The sequence below is a fragment of the Bacteroides sp. CACC 737 genome (assembly GCF_013874375.1).
In the GTDB taxonomy this organism is placed as follows: Bacteria; Bacteroidota; Bacteroidia; order Bacteroidales; family Bacteroidaceae; genus Bacteroides; species Bacteroides uniformis.
The window spans coordinates 622317-634639 of record NZ_CP059408.1 but is presented as its reverse complement, the minus strand read 5'-3'; the positions used below and the strand labels follow the sequence as shown (position 1 = coordinate 634639).

Here is a 12323-nt window from a genome sequence, read left to right as displayed (position 1 = left end):
AGGCAGAACAATGAAATTGGAAAGTATGGAAATAGAACAACACCCTTTAGAACCCTTCCTTCCCGGCAACGCCCGTCTGCTGATGCTGGGAAGCTTTCCTCCGCAGAAAAAGCGGTGGTCCATGGAGTTTTACTACCCCAACTGGAACAATGACATGTGGAGGATTACCGGGTTCCTTTTCTTCAATGACAAGGATTATTTTGTAGACAAAACGAAGAAGGCTTTCTGCAAAGAACGTCTCATCAGTTTCCTGCAGGAAAAGGGTGTTGCTTTGTTCGACACAGCCTCTGCCATACGGCGCCTGCAAGACAATGCCTCGGATAAGTTTCTGGAAGTGGTGCAACCCACGGACGTCCCTGCCCTGCTACACCGGATACCGCAATGCAAGGCTATCGTCACTACCGGCGAGAAGGCTACGGACACACTGTGCACGCAGTTCTCCATCGACAAGCCCAAAGTAGGCGACTTCACGGAGTTTCTTTTCGAAAACCATCCGATGCGCCTCTACCGGATGCCTTCTTCCTCGAGAGCCTACCCGCTGGCTCTGGAAAAAAAAGCAGCAGCGTATCGCATTATGTATCAGGACTTACAGATGTTGTAAGCAACTTTCTTTAGAAAATAAGTACGTCCGTTACTTGCATATTTGAAAGTTTGCATTACCTTTGCAGCCGCAAACACGGGAGTAGCTCAGTTGGTAGAGCACCGGTCTCCAAAACCGGGTGTCGGGAGTTCGAGCCTCTCCTCCCGTGCATGAACGAATAATGGCTGTAAGTATTGCTTACAGCCATTATTCGTTTTATAAATGCCTACCGGATATCTATCAGCTTATGTGTCTGCAAACTAAGCCTCCACTTAGGATGCTTCATCACGCAATCCACCGTTTCGGCCGTATTGCTGCAAGAGCAAGGCTGAAGAAAGAAATGCCCGGCGGGCAGCTGCTCATAAACAGTAATATCCTGCCCTTCATACACTACCTTCACTTCATTCATACGCGTAATTTCCAGCTTTGCCCCCTGCTTGGGAGAACAGGTCACCCAATCTATATTATCCGGCAGCGGACGGGTACCGTTTGTTTCAATGCAGACATACTTTCCCGCCTGGTGCAGACAATCCACAAATTCACGGTCAATCCAAAGGGAGGGTTCTCCACCGGTCAATATCACGGTAGCGGCAGGGTATTTACTGACTTCTGTTACGATATCTTCATCGGACATCAGTATGCCGTCCTCATGCTGCGTATCACAGAAGGAGCACTTCAGGTTGCAACCGGAAAAACGGATAAAGACAGCCGGGGTACCCGTATGGTATCCTTCTCCCTGCAAACTGTAGAATATCTCATTAATCTTCCTCATAGACGGCAATGTTTGATTCCGACTCCTGCACCTCTACCTTGAAGCAAGTGGGTATCTGGTCGCATATCCAACGGGCTATGTTCTCGGCTGTGGGATTGAAGGACAGCACTTCATTAAGATTATGGTGGTCCAGCTGTTCCTTTACCACCTGCTTGATGTGACTGAAGTCTACCACCATTCCGTCCGCATTCAGCTCTTTGGAACGGCAATAGACAGTGATAATCCAGTTGTGACCGTGCAGATTCTCACACTTGCTGCGATAAGAAAGTTTCAGGCTATGGGCAGCCGACACTTCCATGCGTTTGATGACTGTGTACATATTGTTAATACGCTAATTAATATAATAAGTTGCCGCATCTAATGTCACCTCGATGCGACGGCAAAATTACAAAAAACTTAAGATTTATCCATTTACTTCCCTAACTTATTCGTACACACAAAGAGAATTGGCAACCTTACGCTCTGCGCTGCCACTCGGGGTATTGGCTATTCCCTTATCCGGCAACTCCCCACTCCACAGCGTAGAAGAACCGCCACCGTCCAGATTCAACGCATCCTCCCCACCCAATACACGAATCATATGGGCAAGCTCGGGTATATTGATGCCTTCCGCTTTTCCCTTCCGACGTCCGTCAACGACAATAAGCAGGATTTTTCCTTCTCTTGTCAGCGCCACAGCACTGCGGGGATGCTTGGTATCTACAAAATTCCGGTTAGTCCCGGACAAGTCGCACACTTGCCCGTCCTTCAGCATCAAAGGACCGGAAGCCAGCACAGTGCCTTTTTTCAAAGTACATGCCTTTTCTTCCTGCTTGCTCCAGGGAATCAGTTCCAGCCTGCCCTTCTTTATAAGTACAGCTCCATTGGACACTGTTGCCAGAACCCCAGTAGAGGTAGTATCTATCACCACCCCGTCCTTACGCAGATAGCAGACGGAATTTCCGGCTTTCATATCAAAATAGGAGCCATTGATGGCCGCCACCGCACCTGCATGCCGGGCGGCTATACTGGTCTCCTCCTTGGGATTGTGGACGAGCACATCGAAACGGTAGAGCTTCGGGGATATTTCAAAAATAGACACTTCCTGAGGAACTCCATACAAAGAACTGAATACTGCCTTTTTATAAAGCATCCCTTTCTGCAGGGGCTCAGTCTGCCAATCGGCAGAAACGATGGCAAGAGAGTCGGCAGCAGTCTGCGCCATTGCTGCAAACATGCCGCAACAGAGAAACACTGCCAGGAATATTTTCTTTTTCATATAGATGGGATTGGTTTAAATTAATTCATAGCTACAGATTTGAATCGGCATGTCGAGATTATGCAACACCTTTTCAAGCTGTATACCTTCACGGTTGTCGTACTCGTATCCGAAAGTAGCACGGATACCTTGCAGAATGAACTGCGTGGCACGGTCCAGGGCAATGGGCAAACTGTCACCTTGCAACAGTGCCCCGGTGATGACACTGGTAAACGTATCCCCCGTTCCGGGATAATGGGCCGGCAGGTAAGGACACGTAACCTTCCAGTAGCGGTTACCGTTCCGGTTATAGGCATACACGGACGTCTTATGCTTATCATCCCGTACGGGCACACTGGTAATAATCACCACTTCGGGACCACAATCGGAAAGCTGGCGAAGGTATGACTTCAATTCCTCATCCGTATTCATCTCCTTATAAGGAATACCCAGCAGATAGAACAGCTCCGTCAAATTGGGAGTAACGACATCGGCCTTGGTGATGAGATGTTTCATTTCATCAATCATGGACTCGTGGAAGTTCGCATAAAGCCGTCCGTTATCGCCCAACACCGGGTCTACCACAACCAGACCGTCCGGTCGGCGGAAGTCATCAATAAAGTCAGAAACAATATGTATCTGCCGCGGAGAACCCAGATAGCCGGTATAAAAGGCATCAAACTGTACTTCCAGCTTCTTCCACTCGGAAATAATCTTCGGCATTTCATCCGTCAAGTCCAGAAAAGAGAACTCCGGATACTGGGTATGGCTCGACAATACGGCTGTAGGCAACGGACACACCTGGAAACCCATAGACGAAAGGATGGGAATGACCACCGTCAGAGACACCCGTCCGACTCCCGACAAGTCGTGGACGGCAACAACCTTCTTTACTTTATTCGCATACATATTATCTATATTATTATTTTTCCTACATTTGCCGCATGAAAACCGTCTGCATCATTTTGGGAACAGTTTCTTTGACACTCGGCATCATCGGCATCTTCCTGCCGTTGCTGCCCACTACGCCTTTCCTGCTGCTCACGGCAGCACTCTACTTCAGAGGCTCACCCAGACTGTACCAATGGTTGCTGAACCACAAATGCCTCGGTCCCTACATCCGCAGCTTCCGCGAGAACAAAGCCATCCCACTACGTGCCAAAATCATCTCCCTACTGCTGATGTGGGGAACAATGGTTTACTGCATCTTCTTCCTGATTCCACTAACAGAAATAAAGACAGTATTGTTCCTTGTCGCTGTGGGGGTGACTTGGCATATACTGTCATTCAAGACGTTGAGATAAATGAATGTGCTAATGTGGTTAATGTGCTAATGTGCCAATGACCTGCGGTGTGAGAGTCTAATATACACATAGCGCAGCCAATTAGCACATTGGCATATTAGCACATTAATCAAACTCCTCCCAATTTTTCGAAGAATTCTCCCAACCCCTTCCGAGCATCGGCAAGCTTGTCTTCCCAATGTTTCACGGAGTTCTGTCCGATAATATCCGTCACGTACTTCACCGAAATGAAAGGAACATTCTTGGCACGGCATACCAAAGCCTGGGCATAGGCTTCCATATCCACAACATCACCGGACACATCCGAGAGTTCTGTCAAGAAAGTATCCCCCGTATTGCATACACCGCCTGCCGGCCAGTGTAAACAATATCCTTTTTGGGACAACAAATCCATTGAATCAATCTCATACTCCATACCAAGCTCCACCAGCTTCTGCATATCACGGTCCACAAAATAACGGCATACGAAAATATCTCCTACCCGATGACGGATAGTCCCTGCCGTACCTACATTGACCACCAAGTCCGGTTGCGCATGGCTTATCGCTTCAGAAAGATAAAAAGCCGATTTCACCTTTCCCACACCGGTACGGAGATAGCCTATCTGCACCTCTTCCTCCCCTATCAGTCCGGGAAATTTCAATTCCGTAAATTCGCCTTGTACGGCATAAGTGACTAAAATTCTCATATCATTCTATCTTTTTAGAGTCTGTTTAAATTTTGTCCGGCATGAGGGTGGCAAAACGGTTGATGACACACCCTCCTCCTTCTCATGAAAAAGGCAAAGATAGAAACCTTTTTCAGAAGATTTCCATCTTTGCCCCATAAATGTAAAGTCACCCACACTCACAACCTCCCTGCCAGATAAGATTTCAATGACTCTACATATTCCTCAAATGCGTCTACTCCTTGCGGAGTGATCTTACAAATCGTACAAGGCATCTTTCCTTTAAAAGTCTTTGTCACCTCCACATATCCCGCCTTGCTGAGTTTGTCTATCTGCACGCTCAGGTTTCCTGCCGTAGCTTTGGTCTGCTGGCGGATATAGACAAAGTCCGCCTCCTCGACACTAATAAGCAACGACATCACCGCAAGCCGCAGTTCGCTATGGAGCAAAGGGTTCAGTTCTTTAAACATATATCATCCTCTTCTTTTATTGTTTGTGACGCTTCGCCACACTGTTCATGTAATGTCCGGGAATCACCATCATAAAGACGAACGCCAATGCAAAAAACAGTATCTGGTCTATGCCGGGCATATAGAAACATCCCAACGAGAGCAAGGCTCCCAGCACTCCCCCTATCGTAACCACTTTCGTGTTCACAATCAGTCCCGTCAGGGCAGTTCCCATCCCCATCATCAGCAAAATGACAAACAGAATAGGAATCTTCCATACAAATATGGCGGTACACGATACCAAGAAAGCGCCCAGTCCAAATACCGTCCACACATAATCCACAACACGGTCTATGTAGGTCTTCAACATTTTCCGAGCCTTCCGCTGACTCCACAACGTAGCAGGAAAGGCTATGACTGGAAGCAGGAACCATAGGAATTGCCAATTGTTATTGCCCGTTTCCTTCAATAGAAACCAAACCAGCAACGAGATAATTACCGTTACATATCCCCACAGCAAAAAAGGTGTCCCTGAATTTTCCGCCATTCTGTCCTTCGTGTTCTGTATCATCCGAGTGATGAGTTCTAAACTCTCTTTCTCATTCAATTTTCTTTCTTCCATTTTCCTGCCGCCTTATTTGTTGCTTCCTTTTAATACCCGCTTAAGTGCTATCTCCACCTGCTTCGTGTCGGCGCTCACCTCCACATCCGCTATCGCGCAATACTCAGATGGAATTCCGTCTTCCCTATCCAACTGATAATTGTTGTTTTCATCATGATAGACATAAAGCTTATATTTACCCACTGTCACATCTTTCAGTTCCAGTACCGCCTCCGTGCCCTTGGCATCTACCATACCATACTGCCCCTTGTCAGTGGCAATCATTATCTTTCCCACAGCAGAAGGTATGTTCATCACCTTCACTTTCAGAACATCTTGCGCAGACACCCCCAATGCAAATACACAAAGAAGAGCTGCCGCCATACTTCTACAAACAATCGTTTTCATAATCATTCTCCTTAAGTTATACATACCAAAATCACATTTCGGGTTCGAACTCCGATACAAAGATAGAAGGTTTATTTTATAAACCAAATTATTATATAAATTATTTTATTTATTTCTTAACATCTCCTCCTTCCTTTACTACATACTATTCCAACCGCACCTAAAGAGTAGTGCCTAAAACAGCAAAAAGTAATTTCGGCCTTACTAAACAGTAATCGTCCAACAACCGTTCAATTATCGCCCAACATCTGTTTAATTATCGTCCGACAGTTGTTGGACGATAATTAAACAAGCGTCGGACGATTACTATTTAGTAACGGAGATACTAAGCTTTCGAAAAGCAAGAAATAAAATCCTTCTAAAAAGCAAATTGTTCCATACCTATCCACATCTCTTGAAAAGCCAGCCTCCACCACCCTTTTTCAATCCCTCAAAACCAGTACTTCATAGGCCACTTCGGTTATTTCGGCACTTCTACAGCATATTTTCCCCGAAAAGTTTTTGTAATCTCCAAGTAAATTGTATTTTTGTGTACAATTTTGGTGTAGTGATGACAGACGAAGAAAAGAAGCTATTAAGTACCTTTGAAGCCAGACTGCGGCATTTAATCTATCTGCACGATGAATTAAAACGCGAAAATGCTGAGCTAAAGCAACTTCTTGAAGCCAAAGAGGAGGAATACGGGAAGGTACAAGCTGAATACCGGGAACTGGAACTTAACTACACGAACCTAAAAACAGCTACGACAATCAGCCTTAACGGCAGCGACGTGAAAGAGACGAAACTGCGATTGTCCAAATTAGTGCGTGAAGTCGATAAATGCATCGCTTTGTTGAATGAATAAAGAGAAGAGGATGTATGAACGATAAGATAAAGATAAACCTGCAGATGGCAGGAGCCTCCTACCCTCTCACAATCAACCGTGAGGACGAGGAAATGGTAAGAGAAGCCGCCAAGCAGGTAGATATCAGGCTCAATGCGTATCGGGAGCATTATCTGAATGTGTCTCTAGAGAGAATTATAGCCATGGTGGCTTATCAGTTCGCTTTAGAAAACCTTCAGTTGAAGGACCGTAATGATACTGAACCCTATACCAGCAAAATAAAGGAACTGACAGAGGTATTGGAGACCTATTTCAAGGAACAATAAGCTGCAATCCCTCCGTCGGGTCGGTAAAAGAGAGAAATTCGCGCACTGTACAAAAGTTTGCCCTTCATCAAAGCAAGCTTTTATGCAGTGCTTTTTTATTTATATACTAAAAACAAATTAATAAAATGACAGTAGTTACAATAGTATTATCCATTGCCTGCTTCATTGTCGGAGGGTTTGCCTCGTACTTGTTCTTCAAGCACGGGCTGAAAAACAAATACGACGGTATCCTGAGAGATGCGGAAGCGGAAGCGGAAGTGATTAAGAAGAATAAGTTGCTGGAAGTAAAGGAAAAATTCCTGAACAAGAAGGCAGACTTGGAAAAAGAAGTGGCCCAACGTAACCAAAAGATACAGCAGGCAGAAAACAAGCTGAAACAACGTGAATTGGTACTGAACCAGCGCCAGGAAGAAATCCAGCGCAAGAAGATGGAAGCAGAAGCCGTGAAAGAAAATCTGGAAGCCCAACTGTCCATCGTAGACAAGAAGAAAGAAGAACTGGAGCACATGCAGCGCCAGGAAATAGAAAAGCTGGAAGCCATTTCCGGACTTTCTGCCGAAGAAGCCAAAGAGCGCATGGTGGAATCCCTGAAGGAAGAAGCCAAAACGCAAGCCCAGTCCTACATCAACGACATCATGGACGACGCCAAGCTGACGGCAAGCAAAGAGGCCAAGCGCATCGTGATACAGAGCATCCAACGTGTGGCTACGGAAACAGCCATTGAAAACTCAGTAACCGTATTCCACATCGAATCAGATGAAATCAAGGGACGTATCATCGGTCGCGAAGGCCGCAACATCCGCGCCCTGGAAGCTGCCACCGGTGTGGAAATTGTGGTAGACGATACTCCGGAAGCTATCGTATTGTCAGCTTTCGACCCGGTTCGCCGTGAGATTGCACGTCTGGCATTGCACCAGTTGGTAACAGACGGACGTATCCACCCGGCACGTATCGAAGAGGTAGTTGCCAAAGTACGCAAGCAGGTAGAAGAGGAAATCATCGAAACCGGTAAACGTACTACTATCGACCTGGGCATCCACGGCCTGCATCCGGAACTTATCCGCATTATCGGTAAGATGAAATACCGTTCTTCATACGGCCAGAACCTTTTGCAGCATGCACGCGAGACAGCCAATCTTTGCGCTGTGATGGCATCAGAACTGGGACTCAACCCGAAGAAAGCAAAACGTGCCGGACTGCTGCATGATATAGGTAAGGTGCCTGATGAGGAACCGGAATTGCCGCATGCACTCTATGGTATGAAACTGGCGGAAAAGTTCAAGGAAAAGCCAGACATCTGCAACGCCATCGGTGCCCACCACGACGAAGTGGAAATGACCAGCCTGCTGGCCCCCATCGTACAAGTATGCGATGCCATTTCAGGAGCACGCCCGGGAGCACGCCGCGAAATTGTAGAAGCATACATCAAGCGCTTGAATGACCTTGAGCAACTGGCAATGTCCTATCCGGGAGTGACAAAGACATATGCCATCCAGGCAGGCCGTGAGCTGCGTGTCATTGTCGGTGCAGACAAGATTGACGACAAGCAGACGGAGAACCTTTCCGGTGAAATCGCCAAGAAGATTCAGGACGAAATGACTTATCCGGGTCAGGTGAAGATTACCGTTATCCGTGAGACACGTGCAGTGAGCTACGCAAAGTAACATCAGAAAAGAAAATAAATGCAGAAAAGGGTGAATTCGTATTCACCCTTTTCTTATTTTTGCACCACAACCATGACTTTACAAAATGAAAGATTATCAGTTTGAAGTTTGCGCCAACTCCGTAGAGAGTTGTATTGCCGCACAAGCCGGCGGAGCAGACCGGGTGGAACTGTGCGTAGGCATCCCCGAGGGGGGGACAACCCCCTCATACGGTGATATCCTCATCGCACGGGAAGCATTGCAACAGACCAAATTGCATATCATTGTCCGTCCCCGCGGAGGAGATTTTCTTTATTCCTCCACCGAACAGCGCATCATGCTGAAAGACATAGAGAATGCCCGCCGTCTAGGCGCTGACGGAGTCGTGTTCGGTTGCTTGACGGCAGAGGGAGATGTAGACATTCCATTGATGGAGCAGCTTATGGAAGCCTCACAAGGGATGTCCGTCACCTTCCACCGTGCTTTCGATGTATGCAGAAATCCACGAAAAGCGATAGAAGATATTATCGAATTAGGATGCAACCGCATCCTAACTTCCGGACAGCAACCTACAGCAGAGCGAGGCATTCCCCTTCTGAAAGAACTCCAACAACAAGCATCAGACCGAATCATCCTATTGGCAGGCTGTGGGGTGAATGAAACCAACATAGCCCACATTGCCCGAGAAACCGGTATCCGCGAGTTTCATTTCTCCGCCAGGGAAAATATCGAAAGTTCCATGCTCTATCATAATTCCGCCGTCTCTATGGGAGGAACGGTGCATATTGATGAATACACACACACCATCACTACTGCGGAGCGGGTAAAGCGTACAATCGGAGCATTAAAAGCCTCTCCCCTAGCCCCTCCCCCGTAGAGAGGGGTCGGGAGAGAGGCCTATAAAAAAAGGATGTACTTTTCAGCACATCCTTTTTTATATCATAGGATAAATATTATTTCTTCACCGGAGAAGAGTATCTTGCATTCAGACCATCCAGAATCTCACGGGTGATGTTGTAGACACTGTCTGCATAGAGCAGGTTGTCAAAACCCGTATTGCTGATAATCATGCTGTAACCTTTTGTCTTATTGTACTCCTTCAGGAAAGCATTGATAGAATCACGCAGTTGCAGGCTGTTCTTTTCATTCTCACTCATCAGCTCAGACTGCAGCTTGTTGCTCAGGTTCTGCAAATCCTGCTCCAACTTTGCAATGCGGTTGTATTCCTGCTGCGCTCTCTCCTGAGAAAGATAAGCGTTGTTCTGATACTTTGTCTGGAATTCCTGCTTCTGCTTCTCCAGTTCGCTGGCTTTCTGGTTCAATGTCAGACGGACATTCTCGCCCTTCTTCACCATAGCCTCATTCAAGTCTATGCAATAGTTGTATTTTGCCAAAAGCGTATCTATTTCAACATAAGCAATTTTCATTTCCGATAATCCGCCGGTTTGTGCAGGAGCGTTTGTTGTCTGTTTATCAGTATTGCCGGCACATTGAGCAAATAAAACGATCAGTGCGAGAGCTGCCAGACCGTTCATGAGGTAGTTTAATCTCTTCATAATTGATAAATATTGTTTTTTAAAATTAGTTCATACTATCGTTTAAGGCTTTTTCCAATTCATCAATGGAAAAACGGGACTTGCGTTGCGCTTCCCTATCCTGCGACTGCACGCAACCGATACCTCTATCGCGCATTGCCTTATTGCCACTGACATGCCCGTTAGGGAATCTCCCGCCTTTCACAAAAAAGACCTTCACACCCAATAAAACAATGCAAATAGCAACTATTAACAGAGTTATCAATATTGTATCAAGCATTTCCATTAATTTTGTTACATGAAAATAGTGTTTTTACTATTTTTGTGGGTGCAAATATAGGGCTTTGGTTGGACTAACTCGCCTTTTTTACTCTAAAAAAAGAGAAAGGGGAATAAAATAGTCAATCAATTTAACCATATTTAGCAATAAGTGGTTAATTTAATGGAGAATTGATATTTGACAATTGATAATGAAGGCTGCATAAACACATGTAAGGCAGCCGCTAATTCAGATAATTATGGAAAAAAAAGACTTGAAACCGGCTGGTGTATTTCACTATTTTGAGGAAATCTGCCAAGTGCCGCGCCCTTCGAAGAAGGAAGAGAAAATCATTGCTTACTTAAAAGCATTCGGAGAAAAACATAAGTTGGAAACGAAGGTGGACGAAGCCGGAAACGTTCTGATAAAGAAACCCGCTACTCCGGGTATGGAAAACCGCAAGACTGTCGTACTTCAATCGCACATCGACATGGTATGTGAAAAGAACAACGACGTGAAGCACGACTTCCTGACCGACCCTATCGAAACCGAAATTGACGGTGAATGGCTGAAAGCCAAAGGTACAACCTTGGGAGCCGACAACGGCATCGGTGTAGCCACCGAACTGGCTATCCTTGCCGACGACAGCATCGAGCACGGTCCTATCGAATGCCTCTTCACCGTAGACGAGGAGACCGGACTGACCGGTGCCTTCGCCCTGAAAGAAGGCTTCATGAACGGAGACATTCTGTTGAACCTCGATTCCGAGGATGAAGGCGAGCTCTTCATCGGCTGTGCAGGAGGTATAGATTCCGTTGCCGAATTCACCTACCGGGAAGTGGACGTACCGACAGGGTATTTCTGCTGCAAAGTGCAGGTAAAGGGGCTGAAAGGCGGACACTCCGGCGGCGACATACACCTGGGGCGCGGCAATGCCAACAAACTGCTGAACCGCTTCCTGAGCCAGGCATCCCAGAAGTACGACATGTACCTTTGCGAAATAGACGGTGGTAACCTGCGCAACGCCATTGCCCGCGAAGCACACGCGGTAATTGCCATACCCGATGCCGACAAGCATGCCCTGCGCACAGACTTGAATGTCTTTGCCGCCGAAGTGGAGGCAGAATATGCCGTCGTTGACCCGGACCTCCAATTCGTACTCGAATCGGAAGCAGCCCGTCCCAAAGCCATTGACAAAGATACCGCCAAGCGCTTGCTGCAAACCATCTATGCCGCACCCCACGGTGTGTATGCCATGAGCCAAGACATTCCGGGGCTGGTGGAAACCTCCACCAATCTGGCCTCCGTAAAGATGAAGCCCGGTCATATCATCCGCATCGAGACCAGCCAGCGCAGCTCTACCGCCTCCTCCAAACAAGACATTGCCAATATGGTGCGTACTGTATTCGAAATGGGTGGAGCAGCCGTATCGTTCGGCGACGGATATCCGGGCTGGAAGCCCAACCCGCATTCAGAAATCCTGGAAGTGGCTGTTGAGTCCTACAAACGTTTGTTCGGTGTAGATGCCAAGGTAAAAGCTATCCATGCAGGTCTGGAATGCGGACTGTTCCTTGACAAATACCCGGCATTGGACATGATTTCCTTCGGACCTACCCTGCAGGGTGTGCACTCTCCCGACGAACGGATGCTGATTCCTACCGTACAGAAGTTCTGGGACCATCTGCTGGATATACTGAAGCACATTCCGGTGAAATAAAT

Annotated in this window: 17 protein-coding genes and 1 tRNA gene; 8 read left to right on the top strand and 10 right to left on the bottom strand. The window is 46.9% G+C overall.

Annotated elements, in window-relative coordinates; translation table 11 throughout:
* Positions 1 to 25: 25 nt before the first annotated feature.
* Both H1A11_RS02730 and H1A11_RS02725 read left to right on the top strand, forming a co-directional pair.
* Entirely contained in the window at positions 26 to 601 is a 576-nt protein-coding gene (locus H1A11_RS02730; protein ID WP_117600757.1) for a uracil-DNA glycosylase family protein, read from the top strand.
* 75 nt (positions 602 to 676) lie between these two features.
* A tRNA-Trp gene (locus tag H1A11_RS02725) sits at positions 677 to 749 on the top strand.
* A gap of 57 nt (positions 750 to 806) precedes the next feature.
* Here H1A11_RS02725 and H1A11_RS02720 read toward each other — a convergent pair.
* From H1A11_RS02720 to H1A11_RS02705, 4 genes are all read right to left on the bottom strand, one after another.
* On the bottom strand, positions 807 to 1352 hold the full coding sequence (locus H1A11_RS02720) for a radical SAM protein (RefSeq protein WP_117600677.1): 546 nt from the start codon (positions 1350 to 1352) through the stop codon (positions 807 to 809).
* Positions 1339 to 1671 carry a 6-carboxytetrahydropterin synthase QueD gene (gene queD / locus H1A11_RS02715; protein ID WP_005826426.1) on the bottom strand — a complete coding sequence of 111 codons (333 nt, stop codon included), beginning with the start codon at positions 1669 to 1671 and terminating at the stop codon, positions 1339 to 1341. The genes H1A11_RS02720 and queD overlap by 14 nt, the downstream gene beginning before the upstream one ends.
* A gap of 105 nt (positions 1672 to 1776) precedes the next feature.
* Entirely contained in the window at positions 1777 to 2610 is an 834-nt protein-coding gene (locus tag H1A11_RS02710) for a phosphodiester glycosidase family protein (protein ID WP_119961602.1), read from the bottom strand.
* A 15-nt stretch (positions 2611 to 2625) separates the two neighbouring features.
* Entirely contained in the window at positions 2626 to 3498 is an 873-nt protein-coding gene (locus H1A11_RS02705) for a pyridoxamine kinase (RefSeq protein ID WP_005826422.1), read from the bottom strand.
* A 35-nt stretch (positions 3499 to 3533) separates the two neighbouring features.
* On the opposite strand from H1A11_RS02705, the gene H1A11_RS02700 reads away from it, so the two are divergent.
* Positions 3534 to 3893: a YbaN family protein gene (locus H1A11_RS02700; protein WP_005835834.1), complete on the top strand. Its 360-nt coding sequence runs from the start codon at positions 3534 to 3536 to the stop codon at positions 3891 to 3893.
* A 109-nt stretch (positions 3894 to 4002) separates the two neighbouring features.
* On the opposite strand, the gene H1A11_RS02695 is transcribed toward H1A11_RS02700, so the two are convergent.
* The 4 genes from H1A11_RS02695 to H1A11_RS02680 all read right to left on the bottom strand — a co-directional run bounded on the left by H1A11_RS02695 (position 4003) and on the right by H1A11_RS02680 (position 6018).
* Complete coding sequence (locus H1A11_RS02695; RefSeq protein ID WP_119961603.1) at positions 4003 to 4581, bottom strand: nucleosidase; 579 nt, start codon at positions 4579 to 4581, stop codon at positions 4003 to 4005.
* 158 nt (positions 4582 to 4739) lie between these two features.
* Positions 4740 to 5030, bottom strand: a complete 291-nt coding sequence (locus H1A11_RS02690; protein WP_005826416.1) for a transcriptional regulator — start codon at positions 5028 to 5030, stop codon at positions 4740 to 4742.
* Positions 5031 to 5046: 16 nt separating this feature from the next.
* Complete coding sequence (locus tag H1A11_RS02685) at positions 5047 to 5631, bottom strand: hypothetical protein (RefSeq protein ID WP_005826414.1); 585 nt, start codon at positions 5629 to 5631, stop codon at positions 5047 to 5049.
* Between the two features lie 12 nt (positions 5632 to 5643).
* The gene (locus tag H1A11_RS02680; RefSeq protein WP_034525507.1) at positions 5644 to 6018 is read right to left on the bottom strand and encodes a DUF2141 domain-containing protein; all 375 of its coding nucleotides are present in this window, start codon (positions 6016 to 6018) and stop codon (positions 5644 to 5646) included.
* Between the two features lie 529 nt (positions 6019 to 6547).
* Between H1A11_RS02680 and H1A11_RS02675 the strand changes: the two genes are divergently transcribed.
* The 4 genes from H1A11_RS02675 (at position 6548) to H1A11_RS02660 (ending at position 9687) form a co-directional block, all read left to right on the top strand.
* Positions 6548 to 6862: a hypothetical protein gene (locus H1A11_RS02675; RefSeq protein ID WP_005835817.1), complete on the top strand. Its 315-nt coding sequence runs from the start codon at positions 6548 to 6550 to the stop codon at positions 6860 to 6862.
* A 14-nt stretch (positions 6863 to 6876) separates the two neighbouring features.
* Positions 6877 to 7167 carry a cell division protein ZapA gene (locus H1A11_RS02670; RefSeq protein WP_117600675.1) on the top strand — a complete coding sequence of 97 codons (291 nt, stop codon included), beginning with the start codon at positions 6877 to 6879 and terminating at the stop codon, positions 7165 to 7167.
* 125 nt (positions 7168 to 7292) lie between these two features.
* A complete protein-coding gene (gene rny / locus H1A11_RS02665) occupies positions 7293 to 8831 on the top strand; it encodes a ribonuclease Y (RefSeq protein ID WP_005835816.1) in 1539 nt (512 codons plus the stop codon).
* A gap of 85 nt (positions 8832 to 8916) precedes the next feature.
* Positions 8917 to 9687, top strand: coding sequence for a copper homeostasis protein CutC (locus tag H1A11_RS02660; RefSeq protein WP_138344778.1), 771 nt, complete (start codon positions 8917 to 8919; stop codon positions 9685 to 9687).
* Positions 9688 to 9763: 76 nt separating this feature from the next.
* Here the strand turns inward: H1A11_RS02660 and H1A11_RS02655 are convergent, their stop codons facing one another.
* Together H1A11_RS02655 and H1A11_RS02650 are read right to left on the bottom strand one after the other, a co-directional pair.
* Complete coding sequence (locus H1A11_RS02655; RefSeq protein WP_131225953.1) at positions 9764 to 10366, bottom strand: OmpH family outer membrane protein; 603 nt, start codon at positions 10364 to 10366, stop codon at positions 9764 to 9766.
* Positions 10367 to 10391: 25 nt separating this feature from the next.
* Positions 10392 to 10625 (bottom strand): hypothetical protein, encoded by a 234-nt coding sequence (locus H1A11_RS02650; RefSeq protein ID WP_005835814.1) that lies wholly within the window; start codon positions 10623 to 10625, stop codon positions 10392 to 10394.
* A gap of 238 nt (positions 10626 to 10863) precedes the next feature.
* On the opposite strand from H1A11_RS02650, the gene H1A11_RS02645 reads away from it, so the two are divergent.
* Positions 10864 to 12321 (top strand): aminoacyl-histidine dipeptidase, encoded by a 1458-nt coding sequence (locus tag H1A11_RS02645; RefSeq protein WP_138344776.1) that lies wholly within the window; start codon positions 10864 to 10866, stop codon positions 12319 to 12321.
* The last annotated feature ends 2 nt before the right edge of the window (positions 12322 to 12323 follow it).